This window comes from Williamsia soli, assembly GCF_017377795.1.
In the GTDB taxonomy this organism is placed as follows: domain Bacteria; phylum Actinomycetota; class Actinomycetes; order Mycobacteriales; family Mycobacteriaceae; genus Williamsia; species Williamsia soli.
The window spans coordinates 414598-438322 of sequence record NZ_JAFRDR010000005.1; the positions used below are offsets into that span (position 1 = coordinate 414598).

The window sequence follows — 23725 nt, forward strand, 5'->3', positions numbered from 1 at the left end:
TCGCGCAGACCGTGGCCTTTGGTGCCGCCGACCCAGGATATTGACCGCCGCGTCCCCCGGCGCGGGCGCGTCTGGTCCGAACGCCCGTCGGAACGTCAATGTGATCTCCGACTTGACGTCCAGCGGAAACACCATTCAATATATCAACAGTCAGTTGATATGTCAGATGCGCTCGCCACGTCGAGCGTGACCCAGGGAGAAGTGAAATGACGACACGTAGAACCGACCAGATGACCTTGGTGGCCTTCATGCAGGCGTCGAACGTGTCCGTGTACGCGGGCTCGTGGAGGTACTCCAACTCCGCCCGCGACTACCTCGACCTGAAGTACTACCAGCGCATCGCACGTGTCCTCGAAGAGGGACGCTTCGACCTGATGTTCTTCGACGACCGCCTCGCGATGCCGTCGATCTACGGTGACTCGGCCGATGACGCGGTTCGGTATGGCGCCCGTCCTATCAAGCTCGACCTGACGGCCATCCTGGGTGCGGCCGCCGCGGCCACCGACAACCTCGGGCTCGGCGCCACCTACTCGACCACCTATTACGAGCCATTCCACGTGGCGCGAACCTTTGCCACTCTCGATCACCTCAGTGGCGGACGAGCCGCGTGGAACGTCGTGACGTCCGTCAACGACGCCGAAGCCCGCAACTTCAGTGTGAACTCGCATTCCGAGCACGATCGCCGTTACGACCGTGCCGAGGAGTTCATCGACGTCGTCAGCCGGTTGTGGGACTCGTGGGAAGAAGACGCCATCGTGGGCGACCAGGAAAGCGGCCAGTTCGCGGATCCCGAGAAGGTTCACGAACTCAACCACAAGGGTGAGTTCTTCAGTGTCCGTGGGCCGCTGACGGTTCCGCGGACACCGCAAGGTCGCCCGGTGATCATCCAGGCCGGCAGCTCGGGACGCGGTCGGGAGTTCGCTGCCAAGTGGGCTGATCTGATCTTCACCGGCGCGCCGAGTCAGGCGGTCGCCACCGATCAGTACACCCAGCAGAAGGCGTTGGCCACCGAGATCGGTCGCGATGCCGACAAGGTCCGTCTGCTGCCGATGGTCTACGTGATCGTCGGGGAGACCGAAGAGATCGCCCGCAGCAAGGAAGCCATCTTCCTCAACGAGCTCGTGCACCCGATGGCCTCGCTCACGCTGCTGTCCGAGGTCACGAACTTCGACTTCTCCGGATATTCTCTCGACGACGTCGTGACCGACGAATTGATCAATTCGATCTCCGGCATCCGCGGTCTGGTCCAAGGGGTCAAGAAGCACGTCGGTGCCGACGTCGAGCTCACGCTGCGTGTGCTGGCGAACCATCGCGCCACGCTGCTGCAGGGACCACGGTTCGTCGGTACCGCAACGCAGATCGCCGATCAGATGGACGACTGGTTCCAGGCGCGCTCGTGCGACGGATTCGTCATCGCTGCAACCCATTTCCCGGGCGCTTTCGAGGACTTCGTCCGCATGGTGGTCCCCGAGTTGCAGAAGCGTGGTCTGACCCGTACCGAGTATGCCGGTCCGACACTGCGTGAGAATCTCGGCCTCGAGCAGCCCGCCAACTCCTTCGCAGCCGTCCAGGAGAATGCGAGTGTCTGAGGAGCGGCCCACGCCTGCACCTGGCCCACGAAGTCAGATGCTCTCGGGTCTGCGGGTGCTCGACATGGCGTCCCTCGCGGCCGCTCCGTTGGCCGCCACCTACCTGGGCGAGTTCGGTGCCGATGTGATCAAGGTGGAGCAACCGCAGGGTGGAGACTCGATACGCGGCTGGGGGGTTCAGAAAGACGGCGTCGGATTGATGTGGAAGAGCGTCGGCCGCAACAAACGTTCGGTGACGGTCGATCTCCGCAAGGAGGACGGTCAGGCACTCGTCCGGGCATTGGCGAAAGAGTGTGACGTCGTCATCGCCAACACCCGTCCCCACACGCTCACTAAGTGGGGACTCGACTATGCAGCGCTCTCGGCGGAGAACCCGAAGCTGGTTATGCTGCACGTCACCGGTTTCGGGCTCAGTGGGCCGAAGTCGACCCGACCCGGTTTCGGGACCCTCGGAGAAGCGATGAGCGGGTTCGCCCACACCACAGGTGAAGCAGACGGGCCGCCGACATTGCCCGCGTTCATGCTTGCCGATGGCGTGGCCTCGCTGAATGCGGCGTACGCGATCATGATGGCGCTCTACCACCGAGACGTCCACGGCAGCAACGGACAGCTCATCGACATCAATCTCGTCGATCCGCTGGCGCGGCTACTCGAACAATCGCTGCTGACCTACGACCAGACGGGCGTCGTTCCAGAGCGCGCCGGCAACCGTTGGAACATCTCTGCGCCCCGGAACACGTACAAGACCAAGGACGACAAGTGGCTCGCGATGTCGGGCAGCGCGCCGTCGATCGCACTGCGGGTGTTCAGGGCGATCGGTCGAGACGACCTGGCTGAACATGCGGACTTCTCCGACCCCCAGCGGCGGCTCACACGTGTTGTGGAGGTCGATGAGATTGTTGCGGAATGGGTTTCGCAGCAGACCCTCGCCGAGGCCATGCGCGTGTTCGAGGAGCGGGAGATCGCAGCAGCACCCGTATACGACATCTCGGACCTCGTCGACGACGAACAGATGAAAGCTCGGCGAGTATTCGTCCGTATCGACGACGCCGAGCTCGAGAGCATGCTGGTGCAGGCACCGGTACCGCGATTCTCTGACAACGCAGGGATCGTCGACACCCTCGGGCCGAAACTAGGCGAACACACCGACGAGGTACTCGCCGAGATTCTGGGGCTCGACGACTCTCGTATCAGCGACCTCCGCACCCGAAAGATCATCTGATGACCGCGAACTCGACGCCCGACAACTCCGCCAAACCACTTCTCCGCCGTTCCGAACTGGCGACGCCGGCAACCAACGACCGCATGTTCGCAAAGGCGGCAGCCTCGAATGCCGATCTGGTCTTCTTGGATCTCGAAGATGCGGTCGCACCGGCATTTCGAGAAGAAGCCCGCGGAAAAGCGGTGCACGCTCTGAACGATTACGACTGGGGATCAACCGTCCGGGCGGTCCGCGTCAACGACATCGGGACCAAGTGGGCCTACGGCGACATCATCGAGATCGTCACCGGGGCAAGAGAGAATCTCGACACGATCATCGTGCCCAAGGTGACCTCCGCGCGTGATGTCTGGTGGGTCGATGTATTGCTGACCCAGATCGAGGCCAACCTCGGTCTGTCCAAACAGGTTCGCCTCGAGGTGCTGATCGAGGACGTGGCCGGCGTCGCCCATGCCGAAGAGATTGCTCTGGCCAGCCCCCGGCTCGACGCGCTGATCTTCGGTGCCGGCGACCTGTCGGTGTCCCAGAATGCCCGCGTCGACACCAATTTCAAGCCGCGCGGCGGCTATCCCGGCGATTTCTGGCACTATGCGCGGATGCAGGTCCTCACCGCTGCGCGTATCGCCGGTGTCCTGGCCATCGACGCGCCCTATCCCGATTTCAAAGACACCGATGGTTACGCCGAGGATGCGAGCAACGCAGCGGCACTGGGGTTCAACGGCAAATGGGCCATCCATCCGGCTCAGATCGACATCGCGAACCGGGTCTACTCCCCGACCGAGGAAGAGATTGCCAGGGCACGCCGGAACATCGAGGCCTACCGCGAAGCGGAAGCCCGCGGCCTCGGCGCCACCAGCGTGGACGGACAACTCGTCGATGCTGCACACGTGAAGCTGGCTGAGGCCATTCTCTCGCAGATTCCGGCCGAGTAGTGTCATGAAAACTCTCGATCGGACAGGTCCGCTGGTGTGTCTCGCGCATCGGCAGGACCAGTCCGGTCCTGTGCCACCCTCGTCGTACAGATGGCTGGCCGGCAAGGTCGATGTACCGGTGCCCGCCGCCGAAAGTCGTATCCAAGCAGTTGATCTCAGGGATGCTCAGCTTCAATCGAATCGTCTGCGCGTTGGGCGGTCGGCCTCAGCGGGTCCGCTGTTCCTGGACATCGATGTGGTTGTCAGCACCTCTGCAGCCGCAGCCCGACGAATCTTCTCAGAACTGGCGATCCCGCGGCGGCAGCGGACGCTCTACGTCGGGACCGTTTGCGGTCTTTTCGGACTGATCAAAGACATTCACGCCCTTGAGATCGCCGATGGTGTGGTCCTGTTTCCGCTGTCTCCGCAGAGTTGTTCGGAGCTGGAAGTCAGTGCGTCGCTGATCGCCTGATCCGCTTGGAGATCGTCACTCTCTTAATGGAGAACGGGATTCTGCTATCGTAGTGGGATGGCGAACAACTCACTCGAATCCCTATCGGCAGATGCATTCGCGAACCGAACCGTGGTGATGTCCGGCGGCAGTCGCGGTATCGGATTGGCCATCTCGATCGCTCTCGCCGAGCGCGGGGCGAACATCGTACTGCTGGCGAAAACCGATACGCCACACCCGAAATTACCCGGGACAATTCACACCGCGGTGGAAGAAATTCAAAAGAGCGGCGGCAAAGCGGTCGGGGTCGTCGGCGACGTGCGGAATGTCGAAGACGTTCAGCGGGCAGTGGACACCGCGGTTTCGACGTACGGTGGTATCGACATCGTCGTGCACAACGCCAGCGTGATCAACGAGGCAAAGACGGCTGATCTACCTCTGAAACGCTATGACCTCATGCAGGGTGTCAACGTCCGGGGGATGTTCGCACTGACGCAAGCAGCGCTGCCTCACCTGATCGCATCCGCCGATGCGCAGATACTCTCGATTTCGCCACCGCTGAACATGTCGCCGCACTGGCTCGGCAAGTTCCCTGCCTACACGCTCTCGAAGTACGGGATGACGCTGCTGGCACTCGGATTCGCCGACGAGTTCGTGCAGCACGGCATCGCTGTCAACTGCCTGTGGCCCGAGACCACGATTGCAACCGCGGCGGTCAAAAACCTGCAGGCCGATCCCGATGCGGCTTCGCACGCCAGGGAGCCCGAGGTGATGGCACATGCTGCAGCCTTGGTGTTGGCCCGCAAGGCCACCGACACCGGCGAATGTCTGATCGATGCCGACGTACTCATCGGCCACGGTGTCTCCGATCTGTCGGCCTACGGTGGCGTTGAACCCCTCGACTACGACTTCTACGTCGATCGCTGAAGCATTGCCGGCCACGCTGGCCGCGTACCCGGACTTCAGGTGGGACGCTGTCTGCCGAAACGCCACATACAGAGTAAATCAGTATTACATTCTCGTGTATGAGGAAACTACGTTCTACTCTTCGTGAGAGTCATGTTGGTCCCGACGTGAGGTGCGGACGTCGGCGGGTGGAGTCGCTATGACCGTGACGGTGCCGGACACGCTCGACGAGGCGTTGTCGCCGCGGTGGCTCACCGGCGCACTGCAGCCTCGGTTCCCGGGGATCGAGGTGACAGAGGTGGCCCCGGGGCCCATTGTCGAACGTGTGTCGACGAACGCCCGGTTCACGATCAGATGCGCCGGCGGCGTACCCGATGGGCTGTCTGAGTCGCTCTGTGTGAAGGGCTATTTCAGCGAAGTCGGACGGGAGGCCCGCCATGTCGGGGAGCGTGAGGCGTACTTCTATCGGGACCTCGCACCCGAGAGCGGTGCCCGGACGCTGCGCAGCGTCTACGCCGACTACGATACGACTGCGCGCCATGGGGTGATCATCACCGAAGACATGGTGGCCGGTGGCGGCGAGTTCTTGGATGCGGCCAGTGCGTTCACGCCTGACCAGGTTGCCCAGAGTCTTGGTGAGTTCGCTCGGCTACATGCCTCCACGTGGGGCGGTTCACGGTGGGCTGACGCGCACTGGCTCGAGCCACGCCTTGATGGTGCACTGCGCGCGTGGGGTATCGACGCGATCACCGACAGGGTCGAGGCCAACTTCGACGGTCCCAATGGTCGTCGCGTACCTGCCGAGGTGCGGGATGCGCCCCGGCTGGTGGAGGCGTACGTGCTTCTGGCTCAGGCCTTGACGGCCGAACATGCATCCTCGGATTGGTGTGTGATCCACGGTGACGCTCATGTGGGAAATCTGTTCTTGGACCCGCAGGGAAACCCGAGTCTGGTTGATTGGCAGCTGATTCAACGAGGTATGTGGTACGTCGACATAGGAACGCATATCGCTACGGCGCTCACCGTCGCCGATCGTAGAAGCAATGAACGCGATCTGCTGGATCACTACCTGGATTGCCTCCGGGCCGCCGGCGTCAAGCCGCCGGCAAGAGACGTCGCTTGGCGGGCGCTGAGTCGCGGAATCGTGAGGGGCTTCTATCTCTGGGGGATCACATCACAGGTCGAACCGAGGCTGATCGAAATTCTGTTACATCGCCTGGGCTCTGCTGCCGCTGATCACGATGCTCTGACGTCGGATCTCTTCGCGAGACGTTGAACAAGAATGCAACTCTCTTGCAAGCGAGAACTACGTTCTACTAAGGTGGAGTTTGAGCACTACCGATCAGGGAGATGAACGTATGTCGATTGGGGAACTTGGCGAATGGGCGACGCAATGAAAGGCGCAGCGGGACTGTCCCGGTTCACATCTGCGAGACCCGAACCGGCAGGGAGTCCGACATGACTTCGGCCACAGTCGACCGCGCTCGGCTTCGGGAGCTGTTCGACCTCAGAAGCTCGTACAACGCATTGACCGGAGGGCTCTACGCCGGTGACCCGTATCCGATCTGGCACGACCTGCGGGCAACCGGGCCGGTACACGAGGGAACGGTTCACGAACTCACCGGACACCCGGGGACCCTGTATTTTCAGGGCTTGCCCTTCCCGGATCGACCGCACTACTCGGCATTCAGTTACGAGGCCTGTTTCGAGGCCTTTCGTAATCCGGAGGTTTTTGCGTCGTCTTCCGAACCGGTGGATCCGGTCTCCGGGGCGTACGGACATGACAACAGCATGCTGACAATGGGGGGCGAGCAGCATCACCGCTACCGCGGTCTGGTGCAACCGTCGTTTCTCCCGAACAACGCCAAGTGGTGGATCCGGAACTGGATCGAGGAGTGCGTACACGAGTTGATCGAGGCGTTCTCCAGCGATGGTCACGCGGAACTCAACGTGGACTTCTGCGCCGCGATACCGGTATTGACGATCACCGGCAGTTTCGGTGTCCCTGTCGAACAGGCGCTCGAGATCAGGGCCTGTCTCAACACCGATCAGGCGCGCGTCATCGAGATTCTGGCGCCGATCGTCGCGGCGCGGCGCAGCGAGCCCCGGGATGACTTGATCAGCGTGCTGGTGCAGGCAGAACTGACCGATGAGAACGGGGTGACCCAATGGCTCTCGGACAACGAGATCTACTCTTTCTCACTTCTGTTGCTGTCGGCGGGTTCCGGGACGACGTGGAAGCAGATGGGTATGACGATAACGGCGCTCTTACAGCGTCCCGACATTCTCGACGCGGTGCGGCAGGACCGGGCACTGGTCAAAGCCGCGATCGAAGAGACTCTGCGGTGGACGCCCACGGACCCGATGTTCTCGCGGTTCGTGACCGAAGACATCGAGTTCTTCGGCAAGGAGATCCCGAAGGGGGCGGTGATCCATCTGTGTGTCGGCGCCGCCAATCGCGACCCGGAACGGTGGGAGGATCCCGATGTCTTCGACATCTACCGCAAGAAGCGGCCAACTCTGGCATTCGGACAGGGAACGCACATGTGTCTGGGAATGCACGTGGCGCGTGCCGAGATGACGGTGGGCATAAACGCATTGCTGGATGCGCTACCGAATCTGCGGCTGGACCGTGCAGCGGAGCAACCCGAGTTCGTCGGGATGTACGAGCGCGGGGCAACTGCCATCCCGGTGTTGTTCGATGTGACCTGACGTCAGTCGTCTGAACCGAAGGGGCCGATGAGCATCGATGCTCATCGGCCCCTTCGGCATATCGGCTGTTCTCTTCAGAGTTGCTTGGACAAGACGGGCGTGTCCTTCAAGGCCACGTCGAGCGGAAAATGGCAGGCCACATACTGTCCGGGCGTAACCTCATGCATCTCGGGTTCTTCAGTAACGCAACGTTCTTCCGCCCTCGGGCAGCGGGTGCGGAATCGGCATCCGGCGGGAGGCGACAAGGGTGATGGCACATCGCCTTCGAGCGCGGGCCCGGCGAAACCCTTCTCCGGATCGGTCAGCGGGACCGAATCGAGCAGTGCCCGGGTGTAGGGGTGGGCCGGGTTTTCGTAAACCTGCACCGAGTCACCGAACTCACATACCTTACCGAGGTACATCACCATGACGTTGTCGCTGACGGTCCGCACGACGCCGAGGTCGTGGGCGATGAAGACGACGGTGAGATCGAACTCCTTCTTCAGATCCTCGATCAAGTTCAAGATCTGGGCCTGAACCGAGACATCGAGCGCTGATACGGGTTCGTCGCAGATCAGCAGACGGGGATTGAGAGCGAGCGCCCGGGCGATGGCCACGCGTTGGGCCTGACCACCGGACAGGGCGCGAGGCAACACATCCGAATACCGATCCGGGGGTAGACCGACCGAGTCCAGTACCTTGGTGGCCTTGGCGACTCGATCGGCTTTCGGCGAACCGGACACCGCCATGCCCTCGACCACGATGTCCTTCACGGCACGCCGCGGATTCAGGGAGCTGACGGGATCCTGAAAGATCATCTGCATGTCGCGACGCAGCTTCCGCATGTGTTTCTCGTCGACCTTGTCGATCCAGTCCTCGCCGAACCTGATGTGACCCGCGGTGACTCGGTCGAGTCGGAGGATGGCGCGTCCGGTGGTCGACTTTCCACAGCCGGATTCGCCGACTATTCCCAGGGTTTCCCCGGGCAGGACGTCGAAACTGATCCGCGAGACCGCTTGGACGGTGCCTGCGCGGGTCGGGTATTCGACGACGAGGTCTTGCACACTGAGGAGTGCCTCGTCGCCGCGAAGATGGGCGCTTCCGCTGCCGGCCATGGTGTTACCTTCCGGAGAGGGTCAGGGTCTTGATGGGCGTGGGGGTGACCGGGTGCAGGCAGGCCACGCTGTGATCGGTACCGACCGATGCCAACTCGGGCCCCGGCGTGAGGCAGTCGTCCTGGGCGTGAGTGCAGCGCGGCGCGAACCGGCAGCCGGTGGGAGGGGACGTGGGGTCGGGCAGTGACCCCGAGATGACACGCAGCGGGGCGTGGCGCGGGTGATCGATGGTGGGTGTGGCACCCAGCAACGCGTGGGTGTACCGATGTAGCGGTTCGTCGAAAACTTCACGGGTCGAACCGACTTCGGCAAGTCTTCCGGAATACATCACCGACACCCTGTCGGTGCGGCCGGCCACGACTGCCAAGTCGTGGCTGATCAGCATCATCGCCATGTCGCGCTCGCGCTGCACCTTGCGTAACAGGTCGAGGATCTGGCGCTGGATCGTGACGTCAAGCGCAGTCGTCGGCTCATCGGCGATCAACAGTTCCGGTTCGCAGGCCAGAGCGATGGCGATCATCACGCGCTGCCGCATACCACCGGACATCTCGTGCGGGTAGTTTCGCAGGCGCCGCTCCGGATCGGGCACACCGACCTCCTGTAGGAGACGGAGTGCCCGATCATGAGCTTCGGAACGACTGACACCGAGGTGGCGCCTCATGCCTTCGGTGAGCTGACGTTCCACGCGGACAACGGGGTTGAGCGAGCGGCCCGGGTCTTGGAAAACCATCGCTATCTGGTTGCCCCAGATCTCGAGTTTGTCCTTCTTGGTCAGTGAGAGCAGATCCCGGCCGCCGAACGTGACGACACCGGATCGCGCGGAACGGGGCGGCATCAGCCCCATGATGGCTCGGGCCATCACCGATTTGCCCGAGCCGGACTCACCGACTACTCCGAGTGCCTGCCCTTTGTCGAGAGTCAGTGAAACGTCGTCCACGGCGCGAACTGTGCCGCGTGCGGTGCCGATGTATGCACGTAGGTTCTGCACTTCGAGCAGTGGTTCAACGTTCATGTGATCCGGCCCTTCCTGTGGCTATCGGTCAGTTCATCCAGATGTTCTCGGGCAGAGGCGATCCGAGTGTGTAGAGATCGACGCCGCTGACGTTCTTCGCGTACACGACCGACGGGACCGCCCGGGTGTACCAGACGCCCGGGATGATCTCGGCAAGGCGTTCCTGAACCGTGTTGTACGAGTCCTTGCGGGCTTCGACATCCTGCTCGGTACGGCCGGCGTCGAGGGCTGCGTCGAGCTCGGGATCATTCGTTCCCACGAAGTTTCCCGGCGATTTGGAGTGGAATGCGGTCCACAGCGGGAAGTCCGGGTCCTGGACGATTGCTGACGAGATGATCATGTCGAAATCTCGCGCTCCGGCCCGTGCCGTGGCTGCGCCGAAGTCCACAACCTCGATCTTCATCTCGACATTGTCGTAGCCACTGAGCTGGGTCTGCAGGCCCTCGGCCAGGGTGCGGCTCTCCGTGGTCGGGTACGACAGGAATGTGAAGGACACCGGCTTTCCCTCGGCAGCGAGCTCGTCGAAGAGTTGCTGCGCCTCATCCTTGTTCGCCTGCTGCAGCGTGACATCGGTGAAGAACGGTGATTGTTCGTCGAACAGGGTCTCCGGAACCGTTCCTTCGCCGTTGTAGACGATGGTGTTCAGTCCGGCTAGGTCGGTGGCCAGCGCGACCGCCTTGCGTGCGCGCTGATCGTTGAAGGGCGCGCGGCGTTCGTTCATGCCCATGTACTGTCCGCCGCCGGTCGGGACGACCTCGGTCTTTAGGCCCGCCGCCTGTGCCTTGTTGACACTGGCCTGATTGGTCTCAGAGGACAGGTCCGCAGCCCCGGTGGCCATGGTGTTCGCACGGGTGTTGCTGTCTGCAACGGTCTGAACGGTGATCTTGTCGAGGTACGGCTTCGGGGCGTCGTAGTATTCGGGATTCTTTTCCATGTCGATAGATGCCTGACGCGTCCAATTGGTGAGCTTGAACGGTCCGGCGCCGACGGGATTCTGGTCGAACGATTCGCGGCCCTTTTGCAGAGCGGTAGGCGAGGCGATCCAGTTGAGCGCACCTGCCACGAGTGACTCGGCGAAGTGTGGGTTGGGCGCCGCCAGTGTGACTTTCAGATTCGCAGGGTCGATTACCTCACTGCTCGCGACTTGGATGGCCTGTCGGATGGACGTCGAACCGAGTGCCGGGTCCTTGAGGCGATCCCAGTTGAACTTGACCGCAGCAGCGTCGAGCGGGGTGCCATCGGTGAACTTGAGACCGGGCCGGAGAGCCAGGTTGAACGTCTGACCGTTGTCGGTCGTGGAGAAGTCGGTCGCCATCTTGTATTCGATGGTGAAGTTCTCGATGTTGTTGATCATGAGCGTGCCGTAGAGGCCGTTGCCGACGACGGGCTGATGCGCCCAGGTGTTGGAGAGTGCGGCGGGGTCGAGCGATCGTGGTTCGCCGGTTTGGATGACCCGTAGTGTTCCGCCCGGTACCGGGTCCCCTTCGTCTTCGGCGGATGTGCCGGTGGTGTTGCTTCCACCACCGCATGCGGCGAGGAAGACGAGCAGTGCAGCGGAGAAGATCACGGCGAAGTGGTGCGCAATTCGTCTGGGGCGGAGCATGTTGGGCCTCTCGGAGTGAATCTCGGGAATAGAGCTCGGGTGAAATCGTCTGAGCGGGTGTACGTTCAGCGCTGAAGTGTCTTGTCGAACTTGGTCCGCAGGTGATCACCCAGCTGGTTCAGGGCGAACACGGTGAAGAAGATGGCAAGTGCCGGGACGAAGACCAGGTGTGGGGAGGTCGAGAGGGCATCTTTACCTTCGCTGATCATTCCACCCCAGCTCGGGGTGGGTGGCGGGATACCGAGTCCCAGAAAACTCAGGGATCCTTCGGCCACGATCAGCGCGGCCATGACGATCGGCAGGTATGCCGCCAGGAGAGAGATGACGTTGGGCAGTATCTCCTTGAACAGGATCCGGGAGTGGCCGGCGCCCATGTTCCGTGCAGCGCGGACGAATTCGCGCGACGACCATGCCATCGCATTCGCCCGGGACAGTCGGATGAACGCGGGGATCACGACGAGTGTCAGTCCGAGCAGGATGGTCGATGCGCTGGGTTCGAGAATCGAGGCCAGCGCGAGCAGCAGGATCAAGGGCGGGAAGGCGAGCATCGCGTCGGCCAGCAGGGAGATACCGTTGTCGAGGTGGCGGCCGAAGTATCCACCGATCAGGCCCACCAGCGATCCGATGATGAATCCGAACAGTCCCGCGAGGGTGCCCACCACAAGGGAGACCCGTGCACCGTAGATGATCCGGGAGAGCTCCGAACGACCAAAGGTGTCCGTTCCCAGCAGGAGATCCAGTGAACCGAACGACGGGCCGAGTCGTGGCGCTCCGACGGGGGTGTCGTAGGGCGCGATCGGCAGCAGGTTCGCGAAGCACGCAGCAAGGATCAGGGCGGCCAGCCAGACGATGGAGAAGATGACCAGGATCGAGCGACGTTGGCGCACCACCGGCACCACCAGCGAGGGCGCGGCCAGTTTCTCACTGTCGGAAGGATCAATCGACTTTTTGGCGAGGATGTCGGTCATGCTGTTGCCGCCACCTTTCTGACGCGAGGATCGATCATGCCGTAACTGAGATCGACGATGGTGTTGATACCGACGTAGACGACGGCAATGAAGACCACGATTCCCTGGACCATGATCAGGTCGCGGTTGGTGATCGACGAGGCGATGAGCTGACCCAGACCGGGTAGACCGAACAGGGTCTCGACGATGACGGTTCCACCGATGAGGCGCCCGAGGTTCATACCGGCCAGGGTGATCAGGGAGAACGAGGACGGCCGGAACGCGTGGCGGAACATGACGTAGGTGCCGGACATGCCCTTCGCGCGGGCCGCCGCTATGTAGTCCTCACCGAGCGTGGAGATCAGATCGGTACGGAGCAGGCGGTGGAAGGAGGCAATCTCGGTGAGGGCGATGGCGATCGCAGGCAGGAATGCGCTCTGCAGGTTGGGGCCGATGCCTTCGCTGATATCCGACCAGCCGATGACCGGGAAGATCTGGAGCTGTATTGCGAAGAAGTAGATGAGGATCGGGCCCGCGATGAACGCGGGGACAGAGAGGAATACCGCGGACAGCGCGTTGGTACCGCGGTCGAGTGATGAGCCGGGGCGGGACGCCGAGATGACGCCCATGAGGACTGCGACGGCCAATGCGATGAACAGGCCGAGTGCGGCGAGTTCCAACGTCACGGGAAGCCGCTCGATGATCGCGTCGGTCACCGACTGATTGGTCAGCGGCGAGGATCCGAGATCACCCTGTACGGCGTTCTTCAGCCAATCGACGTACTGCATCCAGACGGATTGGTCGAGTCCGAGCTGCGCGTCCATTTCGGCCACTGCCTCGGGGGTGGCGTTCTCGCCGAGTATCACCTCGGATGCCGATCCTGGAGCCAGGCTCAAGAGAGCCACCACCGCGATGGTCACCAACAAGACCACGGCGATGCTTCGTCCTAGACGCGTAGCAACTGTGAGAAGCATTGATAGTCAACTTTCGTCCTGCACGGTGGGCTGAATACGCTTCGGAGCCTCGCAGCTGCTACGAGGATCGAGCTGACGAGTGGAGGGGGCTGTGCTCCACACGTTGTGACGTGTGCCGCTACATCTGGCGGCTGTGAGTAACGCCGCATTGACAAGCGGCTGTGACACCACTGTAGGGAATAATGGACATCAAAGGCAAGGCCTGAACGACATTGATATCGGGCATCCGGAGAATCGGCCGAGTGACGACATGCTGCGACGCTTAGCCCAATCTGAAAGCCAAGTAGCGCAACTCGATACGAAGAATTGCGGGCGAAGAGGCACACGCTCTCGATGGCCGATCATCGGAGAACTAGACCCGAAAAATGATTATTGGCAACATGATTCATACGAGTATCGACGAAAAATGCTGTTGCAGAACTATTGCACTCTCAGCATCTAGTCATACTGCACCTTGATAGATGGGGTGTCGGGTACGGCCTGGCACGTCAGAATCATGCCGTCGGCGATCTCGTCGTCGTCGAGTGCATTGTTGGCACGCATGGTCGCGCTTCCCTCGAGCACTTCTCCGATGCAGGTTGCGCAGTTGCCGGACTCGCACGAAAAGGGGGGTGACAGGCCCGCTCGGCGGGCACTCTCGAGTATCGTCTCGCCCTCCTTGCGGGCGATCTCAACCTTCTTACGGCCGAGCTGGATCTTGACGGTGCCCAGCTCTACGGCGGCTGTGGCGCCGGTCGCGGGCTTGATGGAGTCGGGAGTGGGTTGGTCCTCCGCGCCTGGAATGGATTGCGCTGCCGCGCCGAACTTTTCGGCGAAAACCCGGCCGGGCCCTGGCAGGTTGTCTTCCACGATGGCCATGAAAGGTTCGGGGCCGCAGAGGTAGTGGTCGCCGTCGGTGTCATCGCCGATGAAGTCCAGCACCCTGGTTGCGTCGAGGAAACCGTCCTCGACGTCATAGCTGTGTGTGACGGACAGTCGGCCAGGGTACTGGGCCACGAGTTCGTCGAGAGCAGTGTCGAATATTGCCGATGCCCGGTCCCGATCGGCACACAGCAGACGCACGCGGCGATCGGTGGTCGCCAGTGCGCTCTTGGCCAGGGAGAGGATCGGGGTGATGCCGCTGCCGCCACTGAAGCCGAGCAGGGGCACCGTTGTCTCGTTCAAGCAGAACAGGCCGGCAGGTCGCGTCAGCTCGACCGTGTCACCCTCGCTGATGTTGTCGTGCATCCAATTCGACACCTTGCCGCCGGGCACGCGCTTGACGGTGGTCATCAGTTCCGTATCGGTATCTGGCGAACTCGACATGGAGTAGGAGCGGAACAGTTCCTCCCCGTCCACGCTCACCTTGAAAGTGCAGAACTGACCGGCCCGGTAAGAGAACGCACCCTCCTCCGGAGCGAGCACGTATGTGCGGGCGTCAGCGGTCTCTTTGACGATCCTCGTCACGGTCGCGCGCTGGAACAACGGGGGCCTCGCCATGAGCCACCTCCTTCTAGATCGCCGACCCTGCGGCTGTGGTATCCGTATTCTACTGGATGAGAATATCATTCTTCTAGATGAGCTAGGATCTTCTCAACTTAGACGGAACGACGCTTTTCGCCGCGGGTGCCCCAGCAAGCGCCCGGTGAGGATGACTACATGCACACCCCGACTGCCCTGGTGTTCGAGCAGCAGGAGTTCACACTCCCGCAGCTCGATCGCCTGACCGCGGGACTTGCCGCGACACTGCGCAGCCGCGGTGTGACGCGGGGTGGCCGGGTGGCTCTCATGTCGTCGAATCGGCCGGAGTTCGCCATCGCCGTTCGCGCGATCTGGCATGTCGGCGCTGCTGTCGTGCTCCTCAGTCCCGCCTACAAACGAGGCGAGATCGAGCACGCCGTGGAGGTCACGAGCGTGTCCCACGCTGCGGGTGACAACCCGATCCTCGCGGGATTGATGCCGATGATCGACCTGGACGAACCGATCAGCCCGGTCGACCCGACTGAACAGGACGACGAGTCAACCGAGCACGACCCGAATGCCGACGCCGTACTGGTCTTCAGCTCCGGGACGACCGGAATGCCCAAGGCGGTCCGCCACACCCATGCTTCGTTGCGCGCCGCCGTTCGGCATTGGCGGGACGCCCTCAAACTAACCAGCGATGACCGCATCCAGATAGTCACGCCACCTTCGCACATACTGGGACTGCTCAATCTTGTGACCGCATTCGAAGTCGGCGCCAGGGTGCGTCTGCATCGGCGGTTCGATCTGGACTCGATGTTGCGCCACATCCAAAGTGACCGGATCACCCTCGAGATGGTGGTCGCGCCGATTGCGCTGGCGATCGCGGATCACCCCGATCTGGAGTCGTACGACCTGTCGTCGTTGCGATACATGATGTGGGGAGCCACTCCGGTCACCCCGAGCGTCGCCGAGATCATCACCCGGCGGACCGGTGTCGCCTGGGTACCCGCGTACGGTGCCAGTGAATTGCCGGTGATCACCTGCAATCCGGTCGACGGCGGAGCGCGACTGGACAGCGTCGGGCGTGCGGTCTCTGGGGTGCGACTACGAGTGGCGGGCATCGAGAGCGGGAAGCCTCTCGGCGTCGGGGAAACCGGCGAGATCCAGGCGCGCTCGTCGTCGGTGATGGCCGGCTACCTCCCGGGCGAGGCCACGGCGGCCGCCTTCGCTGACAACTGGTACCGCACCGGGGACGTCGGGTCCATCGACGCAGACGGCTGGGTGACACTCACCGACCGATCCAAGGAAATGATCAAGGTCAGGGGTTTTCAGGTCGCCCCGGCTGAGGTCGAGGCGGTGTTACACGGTCATCCGGCGGTCTCGGATTGTGCCGTGTTCGGTGTCCCCGACGCCATGAGCGGAGAGGCAATCGTCGCGGCGGTCGCCCTCACGAGCCCTGTCGAAGCGCTCGAGCTCGCCGACAGCGTCGGCGAGAGACTCGCCGCGTACAAGCGGCCACACGACATCGTGTTCGTGTCCGAGATTCCGCGCCTGCCATCCGGCAAGGTGCTGCGCCGAGTGCTGAAGGAGCGCTATGGACGTACGTCTGACCAGTGAACAGCGGCAATTACGGGACGCCGCATCCAAGCTTGCCGACGATTTGGGACCGTCATCGGTTTCGGACCTCGACGACGAGACCCGCATCATCCGGCTGGAGAAGGTGGTCGAGAGTACGGGTTGGCGCGATCTTCGCTCCGACGGTGCTTCGGCCGTCGAGGTCGCCATCGTCGTGGAGGAGTTCGCTCGCGGTTTGGTCGACGTCCCCTTCGTCGGACCGGTGCTCGCGGACGACGCACTCCGGCACCTGGCCGAAGGCCCGCACCGCTATTCCTTCGTCGTGGATGGCGAAGCTTTCGACGCCCGCGGACTCGAACGAGGGGTGGTTCTCGGCGAGAACAGCGTCAGCGCCGTGGATCTCGGACCCGGGATCGAGGGTGTGGACCTGACCAAACTGAGCGCGCCGGTGGTGGGCGCCGCTGAGTCGCTCGGGGAGCTATCGACCGAGCAAGCCCAGCGTGGCCACGCGCTCGCGCTCGTGGCCACCTGCGCTGAATTGCTCGGAGCGGCGAGAGGCGCACACGCCACGGCTGTGGAATACGCCAAGATTCGAGAGCAGTACGGCAACGCCATCGGTTCCTACCAGGCTGTTGCGCACCTGCTGGCGGAAGGGCTTGCGCTCATCGAGGGATCGATCAGCGTGCTACGACACGCGGCATGGGCCGTCGACGAACTCGAGCCCGCAGAGGCCATCCATGCGGCCACGGTCGCGAAGCTGTACTGCGCCCGTACCGCGCGGACGGTGTGCGAAGCAGCAATTCAGGTGCATGGCGGCATCGGCAACACCTGGGAATGTCTTGTCCACGTCTTTTTACGGCGGGCGCTGACAGCTACCGAACTATTCCCGGTGACCTTGGAGGAGATCCACAGTGGACTTTCGTGATACAGCCGACGAGGCCGCGTTCCGCGACCGCCTGCGTACCTGGCTCGGAGAGCGCACAGGTACCTTCGCCACCTCAGGTGATGAGTACTTCACCCGTATGGGCGAATGGCACCGGGCACTGTACGAGGCAGGATTCTTCGGACTGAGCTGGCCGAAAGAGTATGGCGGACAGGGGCTGGAGCCGGTCTACGACGTGATACTCGACGAAGAACTGGCCCGGGCGGCATTCCCGCCACGGCCGAGCCTGGGATACCTGGTCGTCGGTCTCGGCCATCACGGCAGCGATGAGATCCGGCGGCGTTTCGTACCGGGCATGATCAACGGTACCGAGCGCTGGTGCCAGGGGTTCTCGGAACCGGGTGCCGGATCGGATCTCGCATCGCTGACGACCACGGCCACCCGCGACGGCGACGACTACGTCATCCACGGGCACAAGGTGTGGACCAGCTACTCCGACAACGCCGATTGGTGCCTGCTGCTGGCCCGTACCGACAAGGACGTCCCTCGGCACAAAGGTATCTCGGGTTTCATAGTCCCGATGAAACAGGTCGGCATCGAGCAACGGCCGCTGAAGATGATCAGCGGTGTGACCACAGAGTTCGGGCAGGTGTTGTTCGACGGGGCACGCGTTCCGGCCGCGAACATGGTCGGCGCACCCGGCGACGGCTGGAAGCTCGCCATGACCGTGGTCGGACACGAGCGTGAGCCGTCGACCCTTGGTTTCGCGGCCCGCTACAGCAAACTGGTCAACCAGATCGCGGCAAAGTCCAAGGGCAAGCCGTCTGATGATCTGGCCTGGGCTGCAGTCGAAACCGAGATGTTGCGTCTGCATGTGCGTCGTAGATTGTCCGAGCAGCTCGACGGTGTGCAGCACACCTCGGACGGTTCGTTGGACAAGCTGCTGATGACCTGGGTGGAGCAGGCTGTCGGCCACGCGGCGCTCGACGTGGTCGGTACGAAGGATCCGGAACTGCTCGGTGCGTACTTGTACAGCCGTGCCCAGAGTGTCATGGGCGGCACCTCACAGATTCAGAAGAACATCATCGCCTCGCGAATTCTAGGATTGGGAGTTTGACCATGTACGACATGCCTGAAGAGATCGACGTCCAGGCTGACGGCTCGCTGCGGATCATCACGTTGAATCGGCCGGATGCGCTCAACGCCGTCAACGACGGGCTGCACACCGGATTGGCCCGACTGTGGCCGCAATTGAGTGAGGATCGCGGTGCCCGGGCGGCCGTACTGACGGGAGCGGGCAAGGCGTTCTCCGCGGGCGGCGACTTCACATACCTCGCGGAGTTGGCCAAAGACGATGAGCTGCGGGCGAAAACAATTGCACATGGCCGCGAGATCGTGCTCGGGATGGCTCGCTGCCGGGTCCCGGTGGTGACCGCGGTCAACGGACCCGCGGTGGGCCTGGGGTGCAGCCTGGTATCTCTGAGCGACATGGTCTACATGGCCGAGACCGCTTACCTTGCCGATCCGCACGTGCAGGTCGGTCTGGTCGCGGCCGATGGAGGCCCGGTGACCTGGCCCCTGCACACCAGCCTTCTGCTGGCCAAGGAATACGCCCTGACCGGTGCGCGCATCTCCGCTGAACGGGCACGCGAGATCGGTCTGGCGAATCATGTCGTCGCGGATCCCCTCGCGGAGGCAATGGCTTGTGCCAAGCGGATTTCCGAGCAGCCGCAGCAGGCCGTCGAGGCCACGAAACGCCTGCTGAATCTTCATCTCGAGCGTGCGGTGCTGGCCACCCTCGACTTCGCGATGAGCGCCGAGCACCAGTCGTTCAGCACCGACGACTTCCAGGACAACATCGCCAAACTCACCGCAAAGAAGAGCTGACAGAGCAGCACAATGGCTGACGATCTGGGTGCGGGCGGCTTGCGGTTCGAGCGCGAGGGGGCCATCGGATGGTGCACCATCGACCGGCCGGCCGCGCGGAACGCGTTCACGCCCGCGATGTATTTCGGTCTGAAGAGGGCTGTGCGCCTGGTCAATTCAGATCCCGATCTTGCCGCACTCATCATCACGGGATCCGGCGACGTGTTCGCGCCGGGTGGTGATCTCGGCGGGCGGGCAGAACCGGGTGACAGTCTTCCGGAGGGACTCGGAAACGATGTCTTGCCGTTTCTGGCGATCCGAGACAGTCGGGCGCCGGTCATCTCGGCCGTCAACGGCATCTGCCAAGGCGGTGGGCTGCTCGTGGCGATGATGTCCGACATCGCGATTGCCAGCGACCGCGCAGTCTTCCGGGTACCCGAGTTGCTCCGTGGGATCCCGGACGCCTTCTATGCGGCAGCATTGCCGGCCCACGTCGGGGTGGCGGTCGCGCGGGATCTGATGTTGTCTGCTCGCAGGTTCGATGCCGCGGAGGCGTTGCGGCTCGGGGTGATCAGTCGGGTCTCGCCCCACGAGCACCTGCGAGACGCGGCGCTGACCGCGGCTCGTGAGGTGCTTCGAACTGCTCCCGAGGCACGTGCTCAGGTGAAGCGGATGCTCAACGAACGCTATGGACTGATCGACACGCAGACCATGTTCGGCTCACTGGCCACCTCGCAGGAACTGCGGGAGGGGATGCGCGCCTTCATGGAGAAGCGGGAGCCGAGCTGGGTTCCCGTCGACGTGCCGTCCTGACCGATCTCAGCGACGAGGTCCGTCGGGTTCTATGGGCACCGAGATCATCAGCGGTGCAACGCCGACGATGGCGGCGGTCGTCAGCAATAGGAACGAATGGCGTTCGACCAGTCGGCTGGGAGTGGAGTTCTTGGCGATCGGTGCGGGCGACATGATTCTCCTCAGCAGGTCACGTACTCGACTCACGACTCGTCATGTGGCGTGAATCACTCTGGCAGATACAAACAGAGAACCATGATGCTGTCAAACCGAAATGACATTCTCATGCTGCGGGTGCTTTGTCCTGCCGACAGAAAGCCGCCCGGTGTCGGATGATGCTCCGATCCCGGGCGACGTCGTACGAACCGACCCTCGACTACTTCGGCGGGAACCGTAGCGCGCCGTCGAGGCGGATGACCTCGCCATTGAGGTAATCGTTCTCGATGATGGCAGCGACCAGCGAGGCGTACTCGACCGAGTTGCCCATTCGTTTCGGGTGGGGGACCTGTGGACCCCAATACGCTTCGAGCTGCTCGGCGGCCTTGCCGTAGGCCGGTGTGTTGATGGTGCCGGGGGCGATGGCCATGACGCGGATGCCCAGGGGCGAGAGGTCGCGGGCGGCGACAAGGTTCATGCCGACGACTCCGCCTTTGGCTGCGGCATAGGGGAGTTGGCCGATCTGGCCCTCGTAGGCGGCGATGGAAGCGGTGTTGATGATGACGCCGCGGGTGTTCTCCTCCAGCGGTTCTTGGCGGGCGAGCGCGGCTGCAGCGAGGCGGGTGACGTTGAAGGTCCAGGTCAGATAGGACGTGATCGTCTTGGTGAAGGCTTCGAGCTTCATGGGGCTGCCGTCTTTGCCGACCAGCCGGCCGCCGCCGGCGGGACCGCCGTGGCAGTCGATGCTGGCGCGGAAGGGGCCGAGCGCTTCGGCTTCGGCGATGGCGGCGTTGACCGACTCCTCATCGCTGGCGTCGGTGTGGACGTAACGGATACCGAGCTCGTCCTGGAGTGCTTCGCCTTTGTCGTCGGCTACGTCGGCCACGACGACGTGCGCGCCGGCAGCGTGCAGGCGCCGAACGGTGGCCTCGCCGAGTCCTCCGGTGCCTCCCACGATGAGGACGGAACTACCCTTGATCTCCATGCTGTTTCCCTTCTTGCAATTGATGATCTCAATCTGAGAGAATCATATTCTCATGAATATCACGATGATCTTGGAAATGGCAGCGTCGGCCGACGATCGGGCCGTCGTGACTGCCGGTGGCACGTCGCACAGCGCCGCCGACATCTTGGACCTTGCCCGCCGTGCGGCCTCGGAGTTCACCGCATACCCGGCTGTGCTCTACACGGGCGTCAATGATCTCGCATATCCCGTCGCGCTGTTCGGGGCGGCGATGGCCGGTGTGCCCTTCGTGCCCCTCAACTACCGGCTCGGCGATGCCCAGCTGACCGCACTGCGGGAGCGTCACCCCGGGGCCCGCATCCTCGGCCAGGATGCCCTGGATTCGTGGCTGAAGTCCCTCGCCGATCAGGAACCCCTGGAGGACGCAGACCGCCCCGCGGCTCACTACGACGGCGACGCCGTTGCGGTGATCATCTACACCAGCGGCACGACGGCGGCACCCAAGGCCGCGATCCTGCGGCATCGCCATCTCCTCGCGTACGTCCTGAACACGATCGAGTTCTCCTCTGCCGCAGCCGAGGACGCGACCGTGGTGGCGGTGCCGCCGTATCACATCGCCGGACTGACGAACCTCCTGTCCAACCTGTACAGCGGTCGCCGGGTGGTTTACCTCGACTCCTTTGAGCCGCGACAGTGGATCGAGACGGTGCGCCGAGAAAAGGTCACCCACGCGATGGTGGTTCCCACGATGCTGGCCCGGATCGTCGAAGCCACCACCGATGCCGATGTAGGTCAACCGTTCGTCAAGAGCCTCGCCTACGGTGGCGCACGCACCCCGCGGCCGGTCATCGAGCGGGCGCTGAAGTTGTTCCCGCACACCAATTTCGTGAACGCATACGGGTTGACGGAGACCGCCTCGTCGATTGCGGTACTCGGGCCTGAGGATCATCGTGACGCGATTGCCTCCGACGACCCGGCCGTGCGCGATCGTCTCGGATCGGTGGGAAGGCCGTTGCCGGGTATCGAGATCGCGATCCGCGATGACGAGGGCACTCCCACCCCGGACGGCGACACCGGACTGGTGTTCGTGCGCGGCGAGCAGATCTCGGGCGAGTACGGCGGCCGCAGCGTGCTCGACGCGGACGGCTGGTTCGCCACTCGTGACCTGGGTCGGCTTGACGCCGACGGGTTCTTGTTCATCGAAGGTCGTTCCGACGACACCATCATCCGGGGTGGAGAGAACATCGCACCCGCCGAGATCGAGGACGTCCTGCACGCTCATCCGACCATCACCGAGGCCGCGGTCATCGGCGTGCCCGATCCGGAGTGGGGTCAGCGGATCGTGGCCGTGGTCGTGGGAACGGGTGATGCCGACGAGATCAAGCAATTCGTCCGAGATCGGCTCCGGTCGTCGAAGACCCCTGACACCGTGGTGTTCCACAGCGATCTCCCCAGGACCGAAACCGGGAAGCTGCTGCGCCGCAATCTCGTGTCCGCATTGGAGAAGAACCCGGCTTAGCCGAGGGCGGCGATGATCTGGGGAAGATCGGTTGCGGTCCGGATCCCGGCGGGCGCCGCGCAGACAAAGGACACGGCGTTGACGGCGCGGTTGGCGGTATAACCCGGTGTGGTCGCTGCCATGTCCTCGAGCCTGATCGGGAACTTGATGTCGACTTCGAGTGGCGCATCGCCATCGACCGTGACCCGCCACCCGGTCGGTAGCAGGTCCCAGTCCTGGTCGAAGTCCTGGGTGCAGTACCAGGTGGCCCGGAATCGCAGCACTTCCTTGCCATTGCGCATCCCCATTGCGCTGATACGTTGAGCTGCCACGGTTCCCGCTTCGACAACACCGGCGGCGATGGTGGTGTCGACTCGGGCGAGGGCGATCTCGCCGGCGGCCTCGACGGAATCGAGGGGGAGGCCGATCCCGTCGGCCACCAAGCGCAGAGAAGGACCGAAGCTGTTGCGTGCGTGACTGAGTCGCGCTTCACTGAACTCCCCGGGCGCCTGCCCGAAACCCATTGTGTCGAACAACAGTTCTGGTGAGTTGCGGCTGGACAGGTCGGCGTATTCGTCGATCGTGATCAGATCGAGGCGTCGTTGGATCGAGGTCAACACCAGCGGGATCGCCTCGGTGATGAAGCCCGGACTGCTGCCGGTGCTGTGGATCGAGGTGTTGCCGCGGCGGCAGGCTTCCTCCACTGCAGCTCGCAGCTCGGGGGCCATGCTCGCAGGATGGTGGAACTCTCCGCGGGTGGTCACGACGTTGATCCCGGCCCCCAGAAGGCGGCAGATCTCGTCGGCGTCCAGCTTGCCTGCCATGTAGAGCACGCAATCAGGAGCGAGTGCCACGATGTCGTCGAGGCTGTTCGTGGCGATCACCCCGGTCTGACCTACGCCGCACAGATCGCCTGCGTCCAGTCCCGCCTTCTCTGCGCTGTGCACGTAGACCCCGGCCAGCGTGAACGACGGGTGTTCGATCACGCCGCGAAGAGACTTGGTGCCGATGTTTCCCGTCGCCCATTGCGCCACGCGGTACGGGCGGGTGGTGAGGGTGTCGGCGTGAGCAGAAGCGTCGGTGGTGGAAGTCATGTGAACCTCAGATCGGTTGTCGTGCAATGTATTGAG

At 63.0% G+C, this 23725-nt stretch carries 22 protein-coding genes; 13 read left to right on the forward strand and 9 right to left on the reverse strand.

Annotated features, from left to right (window positions below; translation table 11 throughout):
- Positions 1-206: 206 nt before the first annotated feature.
- From J3S28_RS16375 to J3S28_RS16405, 7 genes are all read left to right on the forward strand, one after another.
- The gene (locus J3S28_RS16375; RefSeq protein WP_207841764.1) at positions 207-1589 is read left to right on the forward strand and encodes an LLM class flavin-dependent oxidoreductase; all 1383 of its coding nucleotides are present in this window, start codon (positions 207-209) and stop codon (positions 1587-1589) included.
- Positions 1590-1626: 37 nt separating this feature from the next.
- Positions 1627-2811 (forward strand): CaiB/BaiF CoA transferase family protein, encoded by a 1185-nt coding sequence (locus tag J3S28_RS16380; protein ID WP_207841838.1) that lies wholly within the window; start codon positions 1627-1629, stop codon positions 2809-2811.
- On the forward strand, positions 2811-3740 hold the full coding sequence (locus J3S28_RS16385) for an HpcH/HpaI aldolase/citrate lyase family protein (protein WP_207841765.1): 930 nt from the start codon (positions 2811-2813) through the stop codon (positions 3738-3740). The genes J3S28_RS16380 and J3S28_RS16385 overlap by 1 nt, the downstream gene beginning before the upstream one ends.
- A 4-nt stretch (positions 3741-3744) precedes the next feature.
- On the forward strand, positions 3745-4191 hold the full coding sequence (locus tag J3S28_RS16390; RefSeq protein ID WP_207841766.1) for a hypothetical protein: 447 nt from the start codon (positions 3745-3747) through the stop codon (positions 4189-4191).
- 57 nt (positions 4192-4248) lie between these two features.
- Positions 4249-5097 carry an SDR family oxidoreductase gene (locus J3S28_RS16395; RefSeq protein ID WP_207841767.1) on the forward strand — a complete coding sequence of 283 codons (849 nt, stop codon included), beginning with the start codon at positions 4249-4251 and terminating at the stop codon, positions 5095-5097.
- A gap of 178 nt (positions 5098-5275) precedes the next feature.
- Positions 5276-6352: a phosphotransferase gene (locus J3S28_RS16400; protein WP_207841768.1), complete on the forward strand. Its 1077-nt coding sequence runs from the start codon at positions 5276-5278 to the stop codon at positions 6350-6352.
- A 182-nt stretch (positions 6353-6534) separates the two neighbouring features.
- The gene (locus J3S28_RS16405; RefSeq protein ID WP_207841769.1) at positions 6535-7788 is read left to right on the forward strand and encodes a cytochrome P450; all 1254 of its coding nucleotides are present in this window, start codon (positions 6535-6537) and stop codon (positions 7786-7788) included.
- 74 nt (positions 7789-7862) lie between these two features.
- On the opposite strand, the gene J3S28_RS16410 is transcribed toward J3S28_RS16405, so the two are convergent.
- From J3S28_RS16410 to J3S28_RS16435, 6 genes are all read right to left on the reverse strand, one after another.
- On the reverse strand, positions 7863-8882 hold the full coding sequence (locus J3S28_RS16410) for an ABC transporter ATP-binding protein (protein WP_207841770.1): 1020 nt from the start codon (positions 8880-8882) through the stop codon (positions 7863-7865).
- A gap of 4 nt (positions 8883-8886) precedes the next feature.
- Positions 8887-9894: an ABC transporter ATP-binding protein gene (locus J3S28_RS16415; RefSeq protein ID WP_207841771.1), complete on the reverse strand. Its 1008-nt coding sequence runs from the start codon at positions 9892-9894 to the stop codon at positions 8887-8889.
- A 28-nt stretch (positions 9895-9922) separates the two neighbouring features.
- Complete coding sequence (locus J3S28_RS16420; protein WP_207841772.1) at positions 9923-11497, reverse strand: ABC transporter substrate-binding protein; 1575 nt, start codon at positions 11495-11497, stop codon at positions 9923-9925.
- 65 nt (positions 11498-11562) lie between these two features.
- Positions 11563-12465: an ABC transporter permease gene (locus J3S28_RS16425; protein WP_207841773.1), complete on the reverse strand. Its 903-nt coding sequence runs from the start codon at positions 12463-12465 to the stop codon at positions 11563-11565.
- Entirely contained in the window at positions 12462-13418 is a 957-nt protein-coding gene (locus J3S28_RS16430; protein WP_207841774.1) for an ABC transporter permease, read from the reverse strand. Before J3S28_RS16430 ends, J3S28_RS16425 begins: the two co-directional genes overlap by 4 nt.
- 438 nt (positions 13419-13856) lie before the next feature.
- Entirely contained in the window at positions 13857-14897 is a 1041-nt protein-coding gene (locus J3S28_RS16435; RefSeq protein WP_207841775.1) for a ferredoxin--NADP reductase, read from the reverse strand.
- 159 nt (positions 14898-15056) lie between these two features.
- Here J3S28_RS16435 and J3S28_RS16440 point away from each other — a divergent pair, with 159 nt between their 5' ends.
- Genes J3S28_RS16440 through J3S28_RS16460 form a run of 5 tightly spaced genes read left to right on the forward strand, consistent with a single transcriptional unit; the run spans position 15057 to position 19998 of the window.
- Positions 15057-16478, forward strand: coding sequence for a class I adenylate-forming enzyme family protein (locus J3S28_RS16440; protein WP_207841776.1), 1422 nt, complete (start codon positions 15057-15059; stop codon positions 16476-16478).
- The gene (locus J3S28_RS16445) at positions 16456-17361 is read left to right on the forward strand and encodes an acyl-CoA dehydrogenase family protein (RefSeq protein WP_207841777.1); all 906 of its coding nucleotides are present in this window, start codon (positions 16456-16458) and stop codon (positions 17359-17361) included. The genes J3S28_RS16440 and J3S28_RS16445 overlap by 23 nt, the downstream gene beginning before the upstream one ends.
- Positions 17348-18436, forward strand: coding sequence for an acyl-CoA dehydrogenase family protein (locus J3S28_RS16450; protein WP_207841778.1), 1089 nt, complete (start codon positions 17348-17350; stop codon positions 18434-18436). The genes J3S28_RS16445 and J3S28_RS16450 overlap by 14 nt, the downstream gene beginning before the upstream one ends.
- A gap of 2 nt (positions 18437-18438) precedes the next feature.
- Positions 18439-19206 (forward strand): enoyl-CoA hydratase/isomerase family protein, encoded by a 768-nt coding sequence (locus tag J3S28_RS16455; protein ID WP_207841779.1) that lies wholly within the window; start codon positions 18439-18441, stop codon positions 19204-19206.
- Positions 19207-19218: 12 nt separating this feature from the next.
- Positions 19219-19998 (forward strand): enoyl-CoA hydratase/isomerase family protein, encoded by a 780-nt coding sequence (locus J3S28_RS16460; RefSeq protein ID WP_207841780.1) that lies wholly within the window; start codon positions 19219-19221, stop codon positions 19996-19998.
- Positions 19999-20004: 6 nt separating this feature from the next.
- Here the strand turns inward: J3S28_RS16460 and J3S28_RS16465 are convergent, their stop codons facing one another.
- Both J3S28_RS16465 and J3S28_RS16470 read right to left on the reverse strand, forming a co-directional pair.
- Entirely contained in the window at positions 20005-20151 is a 147-nt protein-coding gene (locus J3S28_RS16465) for a hypothetical protein (RefSeq protein WP_207841781.1), read from the reverse strand.
- Positions 20152-20353: 202 nt separating this feature from the next.
- On the reverse strand, positions 20354-21118 hold the full coding sequence (locus J3S28_RS16470; RefSeq protein ID WP_207841782.1) for an SDR family NAD(P)-dependent oxidoreductase: 765 nt from the start codon (positions 21116-21118) through the stop codon (positions 20354-20356).
- A 52-nt stretch (positions 21119-21170) separates the two neighbouring features.
- Here J3S28_RS16470 and J3S28_RS16475 point away from each other — a divergent pair, with 52 nt between their 5' ends.
- Positions 21171-22616: a class I adenylate-forming enzyme family protein gene (locus J3S28_RS16475; RefSeq protein ID WP_207841783.1), complete on the forward strand. Its 1446-nt coding sequence runs from the start codon at positions 21171-21173 to the stop codon at positions 22614-22616.
- Here J3S28_RS16475 and J3S28_RS16480 read toward each other — a convergent pair.
- Positions 22613-23689, reverse strand: coding sequence for an NAD(P)H-dependent amine dehydrogenase family protein (locus J3S28_RS16480; protein WP_207841784.1), 1077 nt, complete (start codon positions 23687-23689; stop codon positions 22613-22615). The two genes, J3S28_RS16475 and J3S28_RS16480, sit on opposite strands and share 4 nt — an antisense overlap.
- Positions 23690-23725: the final 36 nt, after the last annotated feature.